18 protein-coding genes are annotated in these 20,062 nt (G+C 37.8%); 4 read left to right on the top strand and 14 right to left on the bottom strand.

What is annotated here, in order from left to right:
• Positions 1-129: 129 nt before the first annotated feature.
• From VI621_RS08855 to VI621_RS08835, 5 genes are all read right to left on the bottom strand, one after another.
• The gene (locus VI621_RS08855) at positions 130-918 is read right to left on the bottom strand and encodes a TPM domain-containing protein (protein ID WP_324218022.1); all 789 of its coding nucleotides are present in this window, start codon (positions 916-918) and stop codon (positions 130-132) included.
• Between the two features lie 14 nt (positions 919-932).
• Complete coding sequence (locus VI621_RS08850; protein WP_324218021.1) at positions 933-1,370, bottom strand: TPM domain-containing protein; 438 nt, start codon at positions 1,368-1,370, stop codon at positions 933-935.
• 8 nt (positions 1,371-1,378) lie between these two features.
• Entirely contained in the window at positions 1,379-1,966 is a 588-nt protein-coding gene (locus VI621_RS08845; RefSeq protein WP_324218020.1) for a LemA family protein, read from the bottom strand.
• A 73-nt stretch (positions 1,967-2,039) separates the two neighbouring features.
• Positions 2,040-2,369 carry a MerR family transcriptional regulator gene (locus VI621_RS08840; protein WP_324218019.1) on the bottom strand — a complete coding sequence of 110 codons (330 nt, stop codon included), beginning with the start codon at positions 2,367-2,369 and terminating at the stop codon, positions 2,040-2,042.
• Positions 2,369-3,346, bottom strand: a complete 978-nt coding sequence (locus tag VI621_RS08835) for a M23 family metallopeptidase (RefSeq protein ID WP_324218018.1) — start codon at positions 3,344-3,346, stop codon at positions 2,369-2,371. The genes VI621_RS08840 and VI621_RS08835 overlap by 1 nt, the downstream gene beginning before the upstream one ends.
• A gap of 309 nt (positions 3,347-3,655) precedes the next feature.
• Here VI621_RS08835 and alaS point away from each other — a divergent pair, with 309 nt between their 5' ends.
• The 4 genes from alaS (at position 3,656) to VI621_RS08815 (ending at position 9,072) form a co-directional block, all read left to right on the top strand.
• Positions 3,656-6,283, top strand: coding sequence for an alanine--tRNA ligase (gene alaS, locus VI621_RS08830; RefSeq protein ID WP_324218017.1), 2,628 nt, complete (start codon positions 3,656-3,658; stop codon positions 6,281-6,283).
• Between the two features lie 197 nt (positions 6,284-6,480).
• Positions 6,481-7,284 (top strand): hypothetical protein, encoded by an 804-nt coding sequence (locus tag VI621_RS08825; RefSeq protein ID WP_324218016.1) that lies wholly within the window; start codon positions 6,481-6,483, stop codon positions 7,282-7,284.
• Positions 7,285-7,498: 214 nt separating this feature from the next.
• Entirely contained in the window at positions 7,499-8,449 is a 951-nt protein-coding gene (locus VI621_RS08820) for a GSCFA domain-containing protein (protein WP_324218015.1), read from the top strand.
• A 2-nt stretch (positions 8,450-8,451) separates the two neighbouring features.
• On the top strand, positions 8,452-9,072 hold the full coding sequence (locus tag VI621_RS08815) for a DUF4230 domain-containing protein (protein WP_324218014.1): 621 nt from the start codon (positions 8,452-8,454) through the stop codon (positions 9,070-9,072).
• Positions 9,073-9,107: 35 nt separating this feature from the next.
• Here VI621_RS08815 and VI621_RS08810 read toward each other — a convergent pair whose 3' ends face one another.
• From VI621_RS08810 to VI621_RS08770, 9 genes are all read right to left on the bottom strand, one after another.
• Positions 9,108-9,416 carry a rhodanese-like domain-containing protein gene (locus tag VI621_RS08810; protein WP_324218013.1) on the bottom strand — a complete coding sequence of 103 codons (309 nt, stop codon included), beginning with the start codon at positions 9,414-9,416 and terminating at the stop codon, positions 9,108-9,110.
• Positions 9,417-9,538: 122 nt separating this feature from the next.
• Positions 9,539-11,296: an aromatic amino acid hydroxylase gene (locus VI621_RS08805; RefSeq protein ID WP_324218012.1), complete on the bottom strand. Its 1,758-nt coding sequence runs from the start codon at positions 11,294-11,296 to the stop codon at positions 9,539-9,541.
• A 285-nt stretch (positions 11,297-11,581) separates the two neighbouring features.
• The gene (locus VI621_RS08800; RefSeq protein WP_324218011.1) at positions 11,582-11,977 is read right to left on the bottom strand and encodes a group III truncated hemoglobin; all 396 of its coding nucleotides are present in this window, start codon (positions 11,975-11,977) and stop codon (positions 11,582-11,584) included.
• Positions 11,978-12,036: 59 nt separating this feature from the next.
• Positions 12,037-12,567 carry a DUF4136 domain-containing protein gene (locus VI621_RS08795; protein WP_324218010.1) on the bottom strand — a complete coding sequence of 177 codons (531 nt, stop codon included), beginning with the start codon at positions 12,565-12,567 and terminating at the stop codon, positions 12,037-12,039.
• Positions 12,568-12,652: 85 nt separating this feature from the next.
• Entirely contained in the window at positions 12,653-14,629 is a 1,977-nt protein-coding gene (locus VI621_RS08790) for a urocanate hydratase (RefSeq protein WP_324218009.1), read from the bottom strand.
• A gap of 71 nt (positions 14,630-14,700) precedes the next feature.
• Positions 14,701-14,880, bottom strand: a complete 180-nt coding sequence (locus tag VI621_RS08785; RefSeq protein WP_324218008.1) for a DUF5522 domain-containing protein — start codon at positions 14,878-14,880, stop codon at positions 14,701-14,703.
• 357 nt (positions 14,881-15,237) lie between these two features.
• Entirely contained in the window at positions 15,238-16,524 is a 1,287-nt protein-coding gene (locus VI621_RS08780; protein ID WP_324218007.1) for a hypothetical protein, read from the bottom strand.
• 82 nt (positions 16,525-16,606) lie between these two features.
• Positions 16,607-17,890: a hypothetical protein gene (locus VI621_RS08775; RefSeq protein ID WP_324218006.1), complete on the bottom strand. Its 1,284-nt coding sequence runs from the start codon at positions 17,888-17,890 to the stop codon at positions 16,607-16,609.
• A gap of 367 nt (positions 17,891-18,257) precedes the next feature.
• Positions 18,258-20,062, bottom strand: a 1,805-nt coding sequence (locus tag VI621_RS08770; RefSeq protein ID WP_324218005.1) for a hypothetical protein, incomplete at its 5' end; no start/stop codon positions are given.

The following is a 20,062-nucleotide window of genomic DNA, read 5'->3' as shown; positions in this document are numbered from 1 at the left end:
AAATTGAAAAATTCGCAGGCAAAGAAAAGCCCTCAAGAGGAAATAGGCATATGTTTTAAGAAACAAAAAAGAGTCCCGAGAAATCGGGACTCTTTTATTTTATATGAAAATGCATTTTGTAAATCTAATCTACCAATCTCCGCCAGAACCACCGCCAGAAAATCCGCCGCCGCCAAATCCGCCGCCGAAGCCGCCGCCACCGCCGCCAAATCCACCACCGGAAGAATGACCGCCTCCAAAACCGCCACGGCCACCACCTAAACTGCTCAATATGATAACATCAAGTAAACTTGGTCCGCCACCGGAATTTCCGGAATTTCCGCCACCTTTTTTGTTTCTGGAAATCAGCATTAGAATGATGATGACAATAATGATAATCGGTAAAATAGGAAACCCTTTTTCTTTCTCCTTTTTTCTTTCTCCTTTGTATTTTCCTTTTAAAACATCAAAAATAGCATCGGCACCTTTATCTAAACCACTGTAATAATTTCCAGCTTTGAATTCAGGAATGATGATGTTTCTGGTAATTTCACCTCCAATTCCGGCAGTTATACGGTCTTCCACCCCATAACCCGGAGCAATCCAAATTTTTCTTTCGCTTTTGGCTAAAAGAATAAAAACACCATTATCTTCTTTGGCTTGACCAATTCCCCATTCATGCGCCCATTTCGGAGCAAGGATTCCGATGGATTCCCCATTGATGGTTTCTACTATTGCCACAACAATTTGAGTAGAAGTAGAATCGGAATATTTGATTAATTTTTCTTCTAAAGCTGCTTTTTCGGACGAGCTTAATAAGTTGGCATAATCGTAAACACTGGTTTGAAAATCCGGTTTTTTCGGTATGGTAAATTGCGCAAAACTGATTTGTGTAAAAAAGAAACAAACGAGCAGTTTCAGGAAAATTGAGTAATTCATTTTATTTAAAGTCATTATCCTTTAGAGATTTCGTTTGATAATTCATTCGTATCGCCATCTTCCCAAGGAAAATATTTTTGTAGTTGCTCCCCGGCTCTTAAAATGCCGTTTATTAAACCTTGTTTAAAATTGCCTTCTTTAAATTGTGTGACCATAATGTCCCGCGTGCAATCCCAAAAATCATTTTGAACTACATCATTAATGCCTTTGTCTCCACAAATTACAAAATGGCGGTCATCTACAGCCAAATAGATTAAAACACCGTTTTTGAGTTGGGTTTCATCCATTTTCAATTCATGAAAAACTTCCATTGCGCGATCAAACGCATCAATGGAAGTTGCTTTTTCTATATGAACTCTAATCTCGCCAGAAGTATTTTTTTCAGCCATGTGAATAGCTTCAACAATTTCTTGTTCTTCTTCTTTGGTTAAAAAATTTTCCACTTTTGACATTTTTTTAATTAGAATTTTACTTCAACCGGTTTTTCAGCTCCTTCAACAGCAGTGAAATATGCTTTTTCTTTGAATCCGAACATTCCTGCAAATATAGAATTTGGGAAAGTTTTGATATGGTTGTTGTAAGGTTTTACCGCTTCGTTAAAACGGGTTCTTGCCGTTAAAATCTGATTTTCAGTGCTCGCCAATTCATCTTGCAATTTCAAGAAATTTTGGTTGGCTTTCAATTCAGGATATGCTTCCACGGTTACTAATAATCTTGATAAAGCTGATGAAACTCCGCTTTGTGCTTTATTAAATTCAGCCAATTGTTCCGGAGTAATATTTGCTGGATCAACGGTTACTGCTGTCGCTTTTGAACGTGCTTCGATAACAGCAGTCAATGTGCTTTTTTCAAAATCCGCCGCACCTTTAACTGTATTTACTAAATTCCCGATAAGATCATTTCTTCTTTGATAAGCCGTTTGAACATCACCCCAAGATTGCTCTACAGATTGGTTCAAAGTTACTGCAGTGTTATTTATTCCTTTAACCCAGCTGAAAATTATAAAAATTACGACTGCTACGATAATCCAAGGCAAAAATCTTCTCATGTTTTTTGTTTTTAAAGTTTGTTTTTTGTTTTTAAAGTTTATTTTTATTCTGCAACCTCCCAACTAAAGGGTTCTAAAGTTGATTTTTAATATTTGTTAATTGTGTTTTGATGGTTTCTAATTTACGGATAATTTCAAATTTATCCAAAGTTTTCTTTTGTCCTTCTTTCAGATGCGTTTTAGCTCCTTCGAGGGTAAAACCTCTTTCCTTGACCAGATGAAATATCAATTGTAAATTTTTTATGTCTTCTGGCGTAAACATGCGGTTGCCTTTAGCATTCTTTTTGGGTTTCAGGATATCAAATTCCTTATCCCAAAAACGAATAAGCGATGCGTTTACATCAAAAGCTTTGGCAATTTCTCCAATGGCGTAATATCTTTTTTCAGGTAATTCTATGTGCATTAGTCGAGTGATTGATTTTCTTGATTAGCAATTTTTGATATGGCAATATATTCTGCCGCCGAAATATTTCCGTAATAGAAATTAAGCGGGTTAACGGGTTCTCCGTTTTTATGCACTTCATAATGCAAATGCGGTGCTTCCGACCGGCCTGTGCTTCCTACATAACCAATAACGTCACCTCTTTTCACATGTTGTCCGGCACGGGCTTTATATTTACTCAAATGGGCATACAACGTTTTATAACCATATCCGTGACGAATCTCTATATGATTGCCATAACCTGAAAGCGAATTGTCAGCCTTTTCAATTATACCATCGCCGGTGGCAAAGATAGGTGTTCCCGTTTTTGCCGTAAAATCCATTCCTTCATGGAATTTTCTGGCTTTGGTAAAAGGGTCACTTCGATAACCAAAACCGGAAGCCATGCTTTTTAGCTTCTCATTTTGAACGGGCTGAATCGCCGGAATCGCAGCTAACAGATCACTTTTGGCTTTAGCCAATTTCAAAATTTCATCCAGTGATTTGGATTGTACCACCAATTGTTTCGAAAGGACATCCACCCGTTTGGTTGTGTTTATGACCAATTCCGAATTGGTAAAACCTTCCAGTTCTTTATATCGGTTCACATCTCCAAAACCTGCTTTTCGTTCTTCATCCGGAATAGGCGAAGTGTTGAAATAAATACGGTATAAATTATTGTCACGATCCTCAATATTAGTCATTACTTCGTCAATCTGGTCAATTTTTTTGTTCAAAATCGCATAACGAAGCTTCAAATTATCAATTTCACGAGCTTGTAATCGGTCTTTCGGGGTTTCAAAATAGGGTGTGTTCAATAAAAGCACAAAACTTAAAACTCCAAACAACAAAGAAGAAACCAAAAACAAGACTATATAGCCTATTTTTTTTCTTTTTTTGGTTTGGATTCTCCGATACGCCAGATTTTCAGAATCGTAATAATATTTTACCTTCGACATGTTTTAAAATATGCTATTTTTGCACCTTGTAAAAAGTGAATTGCAAACCTTTTGTAAGGTTAGACGAACAAATTTAATAAATGTTTCTTTAAAATGGTTTTTTAGAGCAAAACATTTGGCTTTTTTATTATTCCTGTTCCTGCTGTCCGCTATATCTTTTTCAAAACGTTGAAAAAACGTTCCAAAAAAGGATGCCGCTTCCATCAGGGATAAAAGAGTAATCGTTTGATTGTTTATTAATTAAAAATATAAAAGACACAGTTTCCGGTTTGAAAACTTTAAACCTTAAACTTTAAACTAAATAAAGAAATGAAATCACAAGACGTCAGAAAACAGTTTCTGGATTTTTTCCAAAGTAAAGGACATTTAATAGTTCCATCAGCGCCAATCGTTTTAAAAGACGATCCAACCCTGATGTTCAACAACTCCGGAATGGCGCAGTTCAAAGAATATTTTCTGGGCAACGGAACACCAAAAAGCAAACGAATCGCCGATACCCAAAAATGCCTTCGCGTTTCCGGAAAACACAACGATTTGGAAGAAGTAGGGATTGATACCTACCACCACACCATGTTTGAGATGTTAGGAAACTGGTCTTTTGGAGATTATTTCAAAAAAGAAGCCATCAACTGGGCTTGGGAATTATTGACGGAAGTCTATAAAATCGATAAAGACATTCTCTACGTTACCGTTTTTGAAGGCAGCGAAGAAGAAAACGTGCCTTTCGACCAGGAAGCCTACGATATCTGGAAAACCTTAATTTCCGAAGACCGAATCTTATTAGGAAATAAAAAAGACAACTTCTGGGAAATGGGAGACCAAGGACCTTGCGGACCATGTTCGGAAATTCACGTGGATATCCGTTCGGCTGAAGAAAAAGCAAAAACTCCGGGAAAAGATTTAGTTAATAACGACCATCCGCACGTAGTGGAAATCTGGAACAATGTTTTTATGGAATTCAACCGTAAAGCCGATGGTTCATTAGAAAAATTGCCAGCCCAACACGTAGATACCGGAATGGGATTCGAAAGATTGTGCATGGTTTTGCAAAATGTGCAGTCCAATTATGATACGGATGTGTTTACGCCGCTGATTGAAAAAATTGAAAGCGTAACTGGAGCAAATTATACCATCAAAGCAAAAGACGAAGACGAAGAGAAAATCAATATCGCCATTCGTGTTATTGCCGATCACGTTCGCGCCGTTGCTTTCGCTATTGCCGATGGACAATTGCCATCTAACACAGGAGCGGGTTATGTAATCCGTCGTATTTTGCGTCGAGCCATTCGTTACGGATTCACCTTTTTAAATACCAAAGAAGCGTTTATTTATCAATTGGTGGAAACGTTAAGCAATCAAATGGGAAGTTCATTCCCTGAAATTGTTTCTCAAAAAAACTTAGTGATGAATGTAATCCGTGAAGAAGAAAACTCATTTTTGAGAACTTTAGACCAAGGATTGCAATTGCTTGAAAATGTTATCAAATCAACCGAAGGGAAAACCGTTTCCGGTCAAAAAGCTTTTGAATTGTATGACACATTTGGTTTTCCAATCGATTTAACGGCTCTGATTTTAAGAGAAAGAGGGTATGATTTAGATGAAGCAGGTTTTGATAAAGCGATGCTGGAACAAAAAACACGTTCTCGTGCCGCCTCAGAAATGACCACTGACGACTGGACTATTCTTGTGGAAGGAAACACGGAAACTTTCGTTGGGTATGACCAAAACGAAAACGAAGTGAAAATCACGCGTTACAGAAAAATTGACAGTAAAAAAGATGGAGTTTTATACCAAATCGTTTTAAATAGCACCCCTTTCTATCCGGAAGGCGGAGGACAAATTGGCGACAAAGGAATCTTGGTTTCGGCTAACGAGAACATCGAAATTTTGGATACCAAAAAAGAAAACAACCTGATTTTACATTTTGCTAAAAGCTTGCCAACGAATGTTAATGGAAGTTTTATCGCCAAAGTGGATACCAAATTAAGAATAGCTTCTTCCAAAAATCACTCGGCAACGCATTTGATGCACCAAGCCTTGAGAAGCATTTTGGGAACCCATGTGGAACAAAAAGGATCGTTGGTAAATCCAAACTATCTGCGTTTTGACTTTTCGCATTTCGCAAAAGTAACGGACGAAGAATTGCAACAAGTAGAAGACTTTGTAAATGCAAGAATTCAAGAGCAATTGCCATTAATCGAAAGAAGAAATATTCCGTTTGCACAAGCAGTGGAAGAAGGAGCCATGGCGTTATTCGGAGAGAAATACGGGGATCATGTTCGTGCGATTAAATTCGGAGAAAGCATGGAATTGTGTGGTGGAATCCACGTAAAAAACACGGCGGATATCTGGCATTTCAAAATCACGAGTGAAGGTGCGGTTGCCGCGGGAATTCGTCGTATCGAAGCCATTACAAGTGATGCGGTGAAAGCGTATTATGCAACTCAGGAAAATGCGTTGAATGAAATTAAAATAGCTTTAAAAAACCCACAGGATTCAATAAAAGCGGTTATTTCATTGCAAGAAGAAAATGCAAAACTGACCAAGCAAATTGAGGCTTTGATGAAAGACAAAGTCAAAAACATGAAATCGGAATTGGCTTCTCAATTACAGGAAATCAACGGAGTGAAATTTTTGGCGAAACAAGTCGATTTAAACCCGGAAGGTGCGAAAGACTTAGCCTATGAATTAGGGAATCTAGGAACTAATATATTTTTGGTATTGGCTACAGCCGAAGAAGGGAAGCCAATGCTAAGCTGCTACATTTCGAAAGAATTAGTGGCAGAGAAAAACCTAAACGCTGGAAATGTAGTTCGCGAATTAGGGAAATACATCCAAGGTGGCGGAGGTGGACAACCATTCTTTGCAACGGCAGGTGGAAAAAATACGGCTGGAATTAACGAAGCTTTGGAAAAAGCAGTTGATTTTATCAAGTAATTTATTAGCCACGAATTCGATAATTTTTGATTTTGTTTTTAAAATCTGTGAATTCGTGGCAATAAAATTTTAACCATAATACTCTCATAATAAGCAAATTGCAATTTATTTTTTATAATAAACTTAAGTTAAAATTAATTTTGGCATTTATTTTTTTCCCTTTCTTTACAAAAGTTTTAAAAATATAATTGCAAATCATGAAAAAACTTATCTGCTTATTAGGCATTACAATGGTCACGCTTACCTCGTGTTCAAATGAAGAATTTGATACTTCAGAATCAAACGTTACAGAATCAAATACCAATGGTACGGTATTAAAAAAAACAGTAGCCATCATAAACGGTGGTACTCCGGTTACCACGGGAGAATATATTTACGATGGAGATAAATTAGCTAAAATTATAACTTCGGATGATAAATATGTTACCTATTCCTATACCGGGGATCTTATAACTTCCAGAGAATTTTATACCAATGCGATTCTAAATTCTAAAGAAATTTTCGAATATAACGCTAACAACCAATTGGTGAACTTCAAAAGGGTAAAACCCAATAACAGTATTGTTTATAGAGCTATCTATGTCTATAATAATGACGGCACAATTGCGGTAACAGGTTATAAAGGAGCTTTAACAGATCAAAATTCTGAGATCAGTAAAAGGAAAGTTTTTGTTGAAAACGGTCAGGTCAGTAAAATTGAAACTTATGTCAATGTCAATGGCAGTATGGTTACAGAAACTTCCCGTTATACTTTTGACACTAAAAATTCGCCCTTTAATGACATTCTTGGATTTGATAAATTAACCTATTATGATAGTGCCCTGAATGGAAATGCGCATAATGTTACAGGATTAAGTATTAGCAGTGCTGCAAATGCAAATTCAAGTTCTGATCCAATTCAGTACACTTACAATGCATTCGATTATCCGGTTACCGCTAAAGAAGTTGATCCGGCTAACAATGGAGGTAAATCAACGGTATTTCAATATTTTTATGAATAAATTCATGAGTGATATATAATCCTTTCGGAGTTTAAACGCTGAAAAGGTTGATTTCAAAACCCAAATACCTGTTTTTAAAAAATGGTGTATTTGGGTTTTTGTTTTAAAATGAAAAGTAAAAGAGATAAAAGGCTTTTATTTTGTAAATTGAAAATCAGTGAATTCCTTTGAAAATATTTAAATTATGAACTAAATTCGTAGCAAAGAAAAAACCATGCAATTCAGAACCCAAATACCCATTTCTAAAAGTAATTTTCCATTAGATTATACTTCAGTGATGGTGTCTTTGGGTTCTTGTTTTGCAGTCAATATGGCGGAACAATTGGATTATTTTAAATTCCAGAATACCGTAAATCCATTCGGGATTTTATTTCATCCGCTGGCGATTGAGCGGTTCATTGATTTTACTGTTTCTCAAAAGGTATTCACCGAAAAAGACATTTTTTTTCATAATGAACGTTGGCATTCGTTTGATGCCCACTCCGATTTGAGTAATTCCAATAAAGAAGCATTATTACAAAATCTGAATCAAATAATCGAACACTCGAACACTCGAATAAAAGAAGCCACACACCTCATTATTACATTAGGAACGGCTTGGGTATATCGAAAAATAGAAAGCGATGCAGTTGTCGCTAATTGTCATAAAGTGCCACAAAAGCAATTTGAAAAAGAATTGTTATCAGTTGACACAATTAAACAAAGCCTTGAAAGTATAATTTCCTTGATTACTTCAGTAAATAAAGAGGCCAAAATCATTTTCACGGTTTCTCCAGTGCGGCATATCAAAGATGGATTTGTCGAAAACCAATGGAGTAAAGCGAATTTGATTTCTGCCATTCATCAAACAATCAGTACCAAAAAATCAACAATAAACTATTTCCCAAGCTACGAAATCATGATGGACGAATTGCGGGACTATCGGTTTTATGCCGAAGATATGCTGCATCCGAATCAAATAGCGATTGATTATATTTGGCAACGATTTAAAGAAACTTGGATTGCCGAATCAGTCTATAAAACAATGGATGAGGTAGATGCGATTCAAAAAGGATTGGCGCATCGGCCATTTAATCCCAAATCGGAAAGTCATCTTAAATTTGAAGCCAGCCTAACCGAAAAAAAGACTAAATTGGTATCGGAATATCCATTCATGAAATTTTAATTATGCTTAAAAAAATATTAATTGTAATAGGAATTGTTGCTGCTGTTTTTTTGTTATTCCGTTTTTGTGAATTCAAAAACCGTGATGGTACAACACAGGAATACAACACCAATCTAATTCAGCAACAAATTGTCAATGTGGGTAAATTGATCGTGACCGAAGGCCATTTTTCTCAAATCATGACTTACAAAGACCAGGACAAATATTTGATGGACATGCTCTCTTTTGAAAAGAAAGCGTTAATTGTCATTAATGCGGATGTGACGGTGGCCTACGATTTGCGCCAAATGAAATATGATATTGATGAGAAAAGCAAAACGATAACGATTTTAAGTATCCCAAAAGAAGAAATAAAAATAAGTCCCGACATTCAGTTTTATAATGTAGAGCAAAGCAAACTCAATCCATTTACAGGAGATGATTACAATAAAATCAATAAAAAAGTAAAAGCGGATCTGGCGGTTAAAATCGGAAAATCAACGCTGAAATCCAATGCAAAAAACCGACTGGTAAGTGAATTGGCCAAAATTTTAATTCTTACCAACACGATGGGATGGAAACTGCAGTATGAAAATCAGGTCATCACCACCGAAACGGATTTCAATCAGAAAATTAAATTATAAAAAAATCCCAAGCGCAAACTTGGGATTTTTGTTTTTTACAATTTGCGTTCCAGGCTTTCCCAACCACCACCATTGATGACTTCGATGCCGTTTTGTTTTAAAATGGAAGTAGCCTGACCACTTCGCATTCCGGAACGACAACAGGCGATAACTGGTTTGTTCAGTTTTTTAATTTCCTGTGCTTTTGAGGCAATCGTATCTAAAGGAATGTTTTTCGAACCTTTAATATGGCCTTCTTTGAATTCGCCGGCGGTTCTTACATCAATAATTACTGCGCCTTTATCCATAAAATCCTTTATGCTTTCTGATTTGTCACCGAAGCCAAACATGCTTAATAATCCCATAATTAATTAATTTTAAACAAAGATATATTGTTGTTAAAAGGAAAGCTGTAACATAAGTCACAAAGCCGTAATTTTAGGTTTTAAATAACAGAATATATAAAATCGAATTTCGGATTATCTTTTTAAACCTTTTCTTTTTCAAAAATCAACTCCAGTCCGCCACTAATCAGGTGTGCGACTTTTGGACGGTCAAGTTTCAGTTTTTCCAAATGAGCCAATAAAGGGGTCAATAATTCCTGATTGTTGTTTTTTTGCAAAAGCTCGGCAATTTCCACACACAATAACCAATCGTTAGGGTGGTTTGCTTTTACATTTTCAAAGATTTGCTCCAGACTCAAATCGGAAGATTTACCTTCACGCAGGTTGCGCACATTTTGGTACAAACCTTCCAGTTCTTCGCGTTCAGGCGTTTTTGTTGCTTTGATTGTTTTGCTCGAAGCAACATGCGTAATCATGTCGAAACTATTTACATCGGCAGGACCGGAAAAAGCCGCTACTATTTTTTTACCCACAGCCATATCATATACGCCCCATTCCGGTTGGAATAGAAGTGTATCGTTATGTTTAACAGTACAGTCTTTAAATCGGATGATAATGATTTTTCCTTGGAGGTTACGGGAACCGGTAATGATTTCACCTGAAACTGTAATGTTTCCTTCAAATTCAAGGGTAACTTTTTTACCTTCATAAACGTCGTAGGCGCCTAAATCTCTTGGACTCATGTCTTCAATAGCAAGGTTCATTCCTTTTAGTTTTCCAATCGGACTTCCAAAACCTTCCGCATGATGTTCGGTACCGTGGCCTACCAATTCTTTTTCTCTGTAGGACAAAGCAGTTTTGCCTTTGGTTTGAATATAAACGGGTTTGCCTTCATTTTCAATCACATTGGTAAACACGCCCGAAACCTGAAGTCCGGTGCTCAATTCGATGGTTCCTAAAGCATTGGAATGAATCAGTTTTTCAATTCCTGATAATCCGCCAGTGCGTAAAGCCATTTTATTGGCAAACTCTTCCAAAACCAGACTTAAATAAGCAAAATCAGGCGTAACATATAGTTGCGGTTGCGGTTTTGTAATATCAAAACTTTGGTTGGCTGCCGAAATATCGTAAGGAATTTTCTTCACGTTATCAGTCATACACCAGGCACTTTCTCCAATAGAGGAAAGAAGTCCGGCACCATATATTTTAGGATTTTCTAATGTTCCGATCAGGCCATATTCAACCGTCCACCAATGCAGGTTTCTGATTTGGGCCATCTCCGACATTTCTCCCATATTGTTTTGAAGAAAATCTACTTGTTTTTCTGCTGCTTCAATATCGGCTTGTGGTGTACCTTCGGCTTCTTTCAGGATTGAAAGCAATCGAATGGCTTCATACATTTCATAATCGTGTGAGGAGGAAATCGCTTTGCAGCCAATTTCTCCAAAACGGCGTAAATATTCCGCATATTCCGGATTCGCTATAATAGGCGCGTGACCGGCACCTTCATGGATAATGTCCGGTGCGGGAGTATATTCTATATGTTCTAATTGACGGATGTCTGAAGCAATAACCAATACATTATAAGCCTGAAATTCCATAAAAGCATTAGGCGGAATAAATCCGTCTACGGCAACGGCAGCCCATCCGATTTCCTTCAGGATACGATTCATACCGTACATATTCGGGATATTGTCAATTTCAAGTCCCGTTTTTTTCAAGCCTTCCAAATAAGATTCATGCGCTACTTTTCCTAAATAATCCACATTTTTGCGCATTACATAACGCCAAACCGCCTGATTGATAGGCGTATATTCGCTGTAATCCTGTGGCTTGATGAATTGTTTTAAATGCTTGGGCAATCTTTCGATTAACGGATTAGTCTCAAATGCTGGATTCATGGTGGTATGTTGTGTTGTATATCGGGTAAAATTACGAAATTTTTTTGAAGCTATTTCCAGCTTTCCATTACAAGTTTTTTTGAAAACCGCTTTTTTTGTAAAAAGAAAAAAGAGCTTCTTTGGTCGCTTTTTTTCTTTAACAAAAAATAGCCGTTTGTTGCAAAAAGCTTTTCATTCACTGAACTCCTATGAAAATATGAACCAGTGAAGTAATCTGGGCTAGGGGAGTTGGGTAGAATACACTTCTCTAAAAACGATAAATAAATCGTTAATGTTGCGGATTAATTAAATGATAGGTTTCTGCCCGGCATTTCTAAAATACTCAATTTTATAATTAAACATTTCTGCCATTTTCTCCGCACGTAATTTGGCTTCTTCTGCTAATGGTCCAACAAACAGGCTGTCTGTGGTTTTGGTAAAAATTTCCATCCAGCGGTCAAAGTGAGTTTTGGCAACGGGTAATTCTTTATGCGGCGGGAATGGACTCCCGGTATAGGTGTGTACTTCGAGTAAAATGGTTTCCCAAAATCGGTACATTTTTTCTAAATGTTCCGGCCAGCGATTGCCTATCTTCTCGTTAAAAATAACGCCGATAAGTGCATCTTTCTGAACTTCAGAATAGAAAGTATTGACTAATAATTTGATGTCGTCGAGGTTTGAAATGTCTTTGGTAATACTCATAATTTGGAATAAAAAAAGCCTACGCAAAGGTAGGCCGTTTATGTCGAAATAAAATATTATTATTTAGAGGGTGGAAATTGGGCTAAAATTTTAGCAACAAATTCGTTGATTCGTTCCTCTTTTTTCTCGCGTTCTTGGGTTAAATAACCGCTTCCCTGACCTTGCCAAACCAGTTCTTTTTTCTTGGCATCAATCAAATCGATGAAAAGTGTTCCTTCGGTTGAAGTGGAAACATAAGTTTGTCCGCCCCATAAATAAGGATTCCAGCCGTATCCCCAGCCATATCCCCATCCGGCGTTATATTGGGTAACATCTACTTGTTCTCTTTCTTTGGTGAAAATGTTGACCAATAAATCGGGCGTTTCACTTTTGGTCATACCTTTTTTGGTGAGTTCAGTCTCAATAGCCCGAAGAATTCGTTTTTTGTCCAAGTCCGATATCTCAACTTTATCAATGCCGGTTTTATGAAAGGCATAGGTCTTGTATTGACTAAAATCTACATTTTTGTCATAATCTGAATTTACTCTTACCGAACTACAAGAGCCCAATATGAAGAGTAGTAATACGGGAAGGAATTGAATTGATTTCATAGCTTATTATGTTTAAAGTTAAAATATTTAAAGCTTAAAGTTGTTTAAGAACGAATTCTAAAAACGTTAAACTTTAAACCTTGAACTAAAATAATTTTTCGTCCACTATATTAGGGATGGTAACTTTCAATAAAGGTTGCGTCGCCATGGCTCTTTTTATGGCAAAAATGGCGCCTTCGTTTCTGGCCCAGCTTCTTCTTGAAATTCCATTATTGACATCCCAGAAAAGCATTGATTCTAAACGTTTTGATGCTTCTTTTGTTCCATCAAGAACCATACCAAATCCACCGTTAATTACCTCGCCCCAGCCTACACCGCCACCATTGTGAATGGATACCCAGGTAGCCCCACGGAAGCTGTCCCCAATCACGTTTTGTATCGCCATATCGGCAGTAAAGCGGGAGCCATCATAAATATTAGAGGTTTCTCGGTAAGGCGAATCGGTTCCGGAAACATCGTGGTGGTCGCGACCTAAAACTACAGTTCCAATTTCGTCTTTAGCGATCGCCTGGTTGAAGGCTTCGGCAATTTTCATGCGTCCTTCAGCGTCGGCATATAAAATTCGGGCTTGAGAACCCACGACTAATTTATTTTCCTGGGCGCCTTTAATCCAATGGATGTTATCCTGCATTTGTTGCTGAATTTCTATCGGAGCCGTTTTGGCCATTTCTTCAAGAACCTGACAGGCGATAGCATCGGTTTTTGCTAAATCTTCCAGTTTTCCAGAAGCACAAACCCATCGGAAAGGACCAAATCCATAGTCGAAACACATTGGTCCCATAATGTCCTGTACATAACTCGGGTATCTGAAATCGATATGGTTTTCGGCCATTACATCCGCACCTGCTCGAGAAGCTTCCAATAGAAAAGCGTTGCCGTAATCGAAGAAATAAGTTCCTTTAGTCGTGTGTTTATTGATGGCAGTAGTATGTCGGCGTAATGTTTCCTGCACTTTTTCTTTGAATAGTTCGGGATTGTTGGCCATCATTTCATTGGCTTCTTCAAACGGAATGCCAACGGGATAATAACCGCCCGCCCAAGGATTGTGAAGCGAGGTTTGGTCACTTCCCAAATCAATATGAATGTCTTCCTGATGGAATTTTTCCCAGACATCCACCACATTTCCAAGATACCCAATGGATACTATTTCTTTGTTGGCTTTCGCCAAATCGACTCTTTTTACCAAGTCATTAATGTCTTCAATCACTTCGTTGATCCAGCCTTGACTGTGACGAATATGGGTGATTTTCGGATTTACTTCGGCACAAACCGTGATACATCCTGCGATGTTACCGGCTTTGGGTTGTGCGCCGCTCATGCCTCCCAAACCGGAAGTAACAAATAAGCCGCCTTTTGGGCTGCGTTTTATTTTTCGGAAACCATTCAAAACGGTAATGGTGGTTCCGTGAACGATTCCTTGCGGGCCAATGTACATGTAACTTCCGGCAGTCATTTGTCCGTATTGTGATACGCCAAGCGCATTCATTTTTTCCCAATCATCAGGTTTAGAATAATTCGGGATTACCATTCCGTTTGTAACTACCACTCTGGGAGCTTCTTTATGGGAAGGGAATAATCCCATCGGATGTCCGGAATACATGGTTAACGTTTGTTCATCGGTCATTTCCGATAAATATTGCATCGTAAGCAGATATTGAGCCCAATTTTGAAACACGGCTCCGTTTCCACCATAAGTAATCAATTCATGTGGATGTTGGGCTACGGCATAATCCAGATTATTTTGAATCATCAGCATAATCGCTTTGGCCTGCTCGCATTTTCCGGGATATTCTGAAATAGGACGGGCATACATTTTATAATCCGGACGCAAACGGTACATGTAAATGCGTCCGTAAGTTTCTAATTCTTCCAAGAATTCTTTGATTAATTCCGCATGATGTTGTGGTTCGAAATAACGTAGGGCATTGCGTAACGCTAATTTTTTTTCTTCAGCCGACAGGATTTCTTTACGTTTTGGAGCGTGATTGATGTTTGCCTCATACGCTTTTGGTGTGGGTAATATAGTTGGAATTCCTGCTGTTATTTGTTCCTGAAAATTCATTTTTTTTAATTGTTTTATTAATTTGATGAGGTTAGATTTCGATACTTCGAAAAATCTAACAATCGAAAAATTTACTTTTTTTTAATGTCATTCGTTTTTTTATCATATCCATAGGGGCAATGTCGGCAACCGCTTTTACAACAATACCCCCGTTTCAGGTGGTGTTTTTCGGTAAAGCATTTATAACCTTCCGGCGTATAATAAAAATCTTCGCCTTCGATTAATTTATTTTCATTACTTTGCTTATTCATAACTACAAATTTATAAACTTTAAAGCGAATGTTTCTAATCGTTTCCAAATATTTAATTCCGAAGGGTTATATTGGTTTAACCGTATTTCCTTTTATCATAATTAGAGACAAAAAAAGAAGAAATTTTGAAGTTTTAATTAACCATGAGAAAATTCATATCAGACAGCAATTGGAACTTTTGGTGTTTCCTTTTTTTATTTTTTATGGGTTTGAATTTTTAATTCGTTGGATTCAATTTAAAGATAAAAAACTGGCTTATAAGAACATCAGTTTTGAACGGGAAGCCTATATAAATGAAAAAGACCCCAACTATTTAAAGCAGCGGTCTTTTTATAAATTCTTAAATTATCTTTAATTTTAACGATACCAAATGCTGCCATCAGACCAAAACTGAATGTTTCCGCCAGCACCACCAGCAGAATGCAAAGGGATGGCAGTTGAATCCCCAACGGTTCCGTCTAAATTTTGAATGTTGGCAGTACCAGTTGGATCAAGGGTAACTGTACCCGATGACCCGGCGTTGCGGGAAAAACTTAGTAAACGTCCTGAGCAAGTGTTAGGATCTGGCAAAGTAATGGTGATGTTTGATCCTGCATTTGATAAGATAACTTTACATACATCACCCGCTAATGTTGAGGTTGTGCTAACAGAAACAGCTTTTATTGCAAATGATCCATTTACTTGTAAAGTTGATGTGGGTTGAATAGTTGGTGATATAGAGGGTGGACTAGCATTAGTATTGATTCCTACTCTCCCGTCTGTCGCAATAACCATTCTTTCTAAATATAAATCAGTCGGATCTGTGCTGAAAGTGATTGGTCGGTTTCCGGATGCCAATTGGTAAGCACCTTTACCTCCAAAACTTGAAGCTCCTCCGGTATTTACATAACCTATATGACCACGATAACTGGCGCCCTGATAGAAGTATGCTCCTGCAAAGCCACCGGCGGTACCATTATCAAGTCTTAGTACACCTTGTCCATCCGCATTGTTAACAATGTGAAAACGATGTAAAGGTAAGGTTGTTCCAATGCCAACATCTCCGTCTGATTCTATTCGCATTCGTTCAAATCCTGCTGTAGTTGCGCCTAAAAAATCTGCTGAGGGACTAAAAATTCCGGTGTTTTGGTCCCCTTGAAATGAGTATATAGGTAATGCTGCCGTTCCTAATGAATACGATTGCAACTGACCGCTATTCGCATTTGAAATGTTCCAACGGTTTGTGTTAAAAGTTTTAATTCTGAAATCGACTGCATCTGTTGTTCCTAAAAAATTTGTTTCGGCTGCTGTTCCTGTATTTCCTAATAAAGTCCAATCTGAATTGGCTCCGGTTATTAATCGCAACCAAAGGGAACCATTCCAATAATAATACCCAGGAGTTACAGCAGTTCCGCCGGCTCCCGCAGTAGCTGTATTGTAAATTACAGTTCCTGCTATGGGAACGCCGGCTGTTTGAGGATTTACCACCGGGGCAGATGTAGTGGTGGCTGTTAAAGCTACTTGAGGAGGTATAAATCCATTTGTAGCCGAATTGATTTCAAGCGCACCTCTGGGGGTGCTGGTTCCAAAACCTATTTGAGCAGATAAATCCGAGAAGCTTAATAGGGTTAGTATTGAAAATAATATGAATTTAGTTTTTTTCATTGCAAAATGGTTTTTTTTAGTTTAAAAAGAAAGGTAGAATTGGGGCAAATTCTCTAATTATTTTTTTGAACTATTTTTAATTTTATCGGTACCAATCTGTACCATTGGACCAGAATTGAACATTTAAACCAGCACCAGTTGCGGAATGTAGCTCGATTGTAGTCGTATTTGAAAGCGTGCCATTTAAATTTTGCATTTTTTTGGCGGCTGGCGGGTCTAATGTAACGGAGCCGGTAGATGCAGCGTTACGGCTAAAACTTAGCAAACGTCCGGAACAATCTGCCGGATCCGGCAATACAATTGTAATGTTTGATGCGCCATTTGACAATATGATTTTACATTCTGTGCCTGATAATGTTGCATTCGAACCAATAGACAAAATTCCAGTGGCAAATGAGCCGCCTACCTCTAAATTAGATGTGGGTTGAACAGTTATTACAGCGTTTGTAGGGTTGGTGTTAATTCCTACTCTGCCATCTGTTGCAATAATCATTCTTTCTAAATATAGTTCAGTTGTTGGGTTGGTACTAAATATTATAGGGCGGTTCCCGGATGCAAGTTGATAGGCTCCTTTACCTCCAAATCCTGAGGTTCCTAAAGTATTCACATAACCCATATGGCCGCGATAATTGGCTCCTTCAAAGAAATACATGCCTGAAAAACCGCCGGATGTGGCATTGTCAATTCTAAATACTCCCTTGCTATCAGCATCATTAACAACATGTAAGCGATTAGAAGGTGAAGATGTTGCAATTCCAATATTTCCATTTGAATCGATTCGCATTCTTTCGGCTCCGTTTGTGGCGACTCCTAATATATCCGCCCCAGGGCTAAAAATGCCTGTGTTTTGGTTTGCCTGAAAAGAATATGCTGGCAAAGCTGTAGTTCCTAATGAATACGATTGCAACTGACCATTATTCGTGTTTGAAATATTCCAACGATTCGTACCATTGGTTTTTATCCTCAAATCTGATGCATCTGTAGTGCCTAAAAAACTGGTTTCCGCAACTGTTCCTGCATTTCCGGATAAGGTCCAATCAGAATTTGTTCCGGATGCTAGTCTTAACCATAATGAACCATCCCAATAATAATACCCAGGTGTAACAAGGGTAGGGCCGGCTCCTGCGGAAGATGTGTTGTAAACTACTGTTCCTGTTATGGGAGCGCCTGCTGTTTGAGGATTTAGAACAGGAGCATAGGTGTTGGCTGCTGTAAGCGCTACTTGCGGTGTCAAAAACCCATTTGTGGCTGAGCTAATTTCAAGTGCGCCTCTGGGCGTGTTTGTGCCAATGCCTATTTGAGCGAATACATTTGTTAAATGCAATACTGTTAATATATAAAATGAAAAATTAACAAGGTTTTTCATAATAAAGCGTGTTTAATTTTGTATATTAAGAAAATAATAATAATAATTACATTGAATAGGTGTTAATATTAATTATAATTCATAAGCAAATGTACGGAATATTGTTCTGATCCGGTAACAATATATTTGTTAAAATTTCTTAACGCATTAAAACACCTTTTTTGAGCTAAATGCTTTTATGGCATTTCATTTGATGAGAACTAAGAATGGGTAGGATTTACAGATCAAATGATTGATTTGGAAAGAGAAAATTATTTAAATGAAAAAGACCCCTGCTATTTAAAGCAGCGGTCTTTTTGGAGTTTTTAAAACTTTTTAATTAGAACCCACAGCGTAATAACTCCTGTCATAATTTACCAAAAATGGATTAGTAAATAATTTTTTGAGTCACCACCATACCATTTTCTAAAGTGATTTTTACAATCAGGGTATTGGTCGTGCGGTTTAGGTTTCTTAAAATAAATTGCGTTACTCCTACATTTTGATATTCGTCAATCTTTCTGCCCAAAACATCGTATACAATAATGTCCTTGATGGTCTCATAAGAAGAATAAACAGTCGCCTTTTCATTAGTAATCACTTGAACTATATTGTTTAAATTAAAAATTTCATTTCCTAAAGTACTATAAGTGTATCGAAGCACAAAACGATTGTTGAAATTACCAGCAGCAGTAGTGAAGACATAAGGGGCTTGCTTTATATCGTGAATCACCTGAAGTAATTTGTCTTCCAAATAGATATTTTGAGTATTAAAAAGCCCATCGATATGATCAATCCGAATCGAAAACGTTCCGGTTGCTATGGCATTATAGCCTAGAGTGACCTGATCATTTACATCAAACGGTAACGGACGGCCTTGGATGCCCAAATTAACATCCGGAATGATCGAGTATAAGTTTACTCCATTGCCGCCAAGACGATCACCATCAAAGTTTCTGTCTCTGCCTAAAGTAGCTCCTTGAACATAACCTACTAAAATCTGGCTGAAAGCACCTGTGTTGTTGGTAAGGTTCAACCAAATTCGGTGTCTTTCTATATTCCCTACTGGACTTGCAACTGAAGTTGTTGGATTTGTTTGTCTAAAAAATTGACTATTGCTATAGGATGCACTTCGCATACTGTTATTGAAAACAGCATTTCCGGTTACCCCTAAACTTCTTGCAAAAAATGACTGTCCTGCAGCAATGAATCCATCAGGGGCAGGCCCTCCGGTAGAGGCAATTGTTCCAACGCCTCCTGTTTTGTTCCAAGACGCGTAATCGCTAGCGGTATAGTTAACTACGAAACTGGCATAAAAAGGATCAGGGAAAGCAGTATCAGGAGGAGAATTATGGGTCCAAAAATAAATCGTTCCGTCAAGTAGTCCTTCATTGGTCGCATTGTCCAGGAATGTAGCTGCGTTTACTGCCGAAGGATAAGGATTTCCTAATAAATTCCATTTATCATCGGTTGCAATGGTTCCCATAGTTCCATGAGATATCGGTGTTAAAATATCTCCATTGTTCGGTGTTCCAATGAAGTTAGCTGTGAATGGGACTTTAATTGCTGGATTAGTGGAGAAACTATCCGGAGCTCTAACAATATATCCTTTCGCAGTTGTCATTATAGTCGCTGAACTTGCTCCAACCCAGTTGCCGCTTAATCCGCCAACGGATGGTATCCAGGTATAGCGTAAAGAAGAACCCGGTGATAAATTCCCTAAAGTGAAGCCTGAAGCCTGAGTTACGGGTGAACCCCAATAGGTATAATCGTAACGGTACATCGGCTGGGTGAAGCGTTCCATGTTGATATTACCGGTGTTAGTGACATTGTCAATCTGAACCAGACTGGCGCTATTTTTAATATTGAATGTTCCTCCGGTATCGACATTTACAAAGTTAGTTACAGTGATGCTATTGGTCGAATTTACAGTTAAAAAGCCGCCGTTTTGAATGGTTAGAGTATATGCTAATCCATTATAACAACTTCCTGAAATAATAGGGTCATTAGTGACATTTGGAATAACAACACAATCCATTGCTGTAGGAATGGTTCCGCCAGACCAGTTAGATCCGGTATTCCAATCGGTATTTGTGGTTCCGTTCCAAGTTTTGCCTGAAAGTACAGTCGCGCTACCTGTCATATTTATAGCTGAAGCACTACAATTTGAGTCGTTTAATGCGGTAACAGTAT

Origin of the sequence: Flavobacterium sp., from assembly GCF_035292545.1 — a bacterium.
Taxonomy (GTDB): Bacteria; Bacteroidota; Bacteroidia; order Flavobacteriales; family Flavobacteriaceae; genus Flavobacterium.
This window is presented reverse-complemented; position numbering and strand designations above follow the sequence as displayed.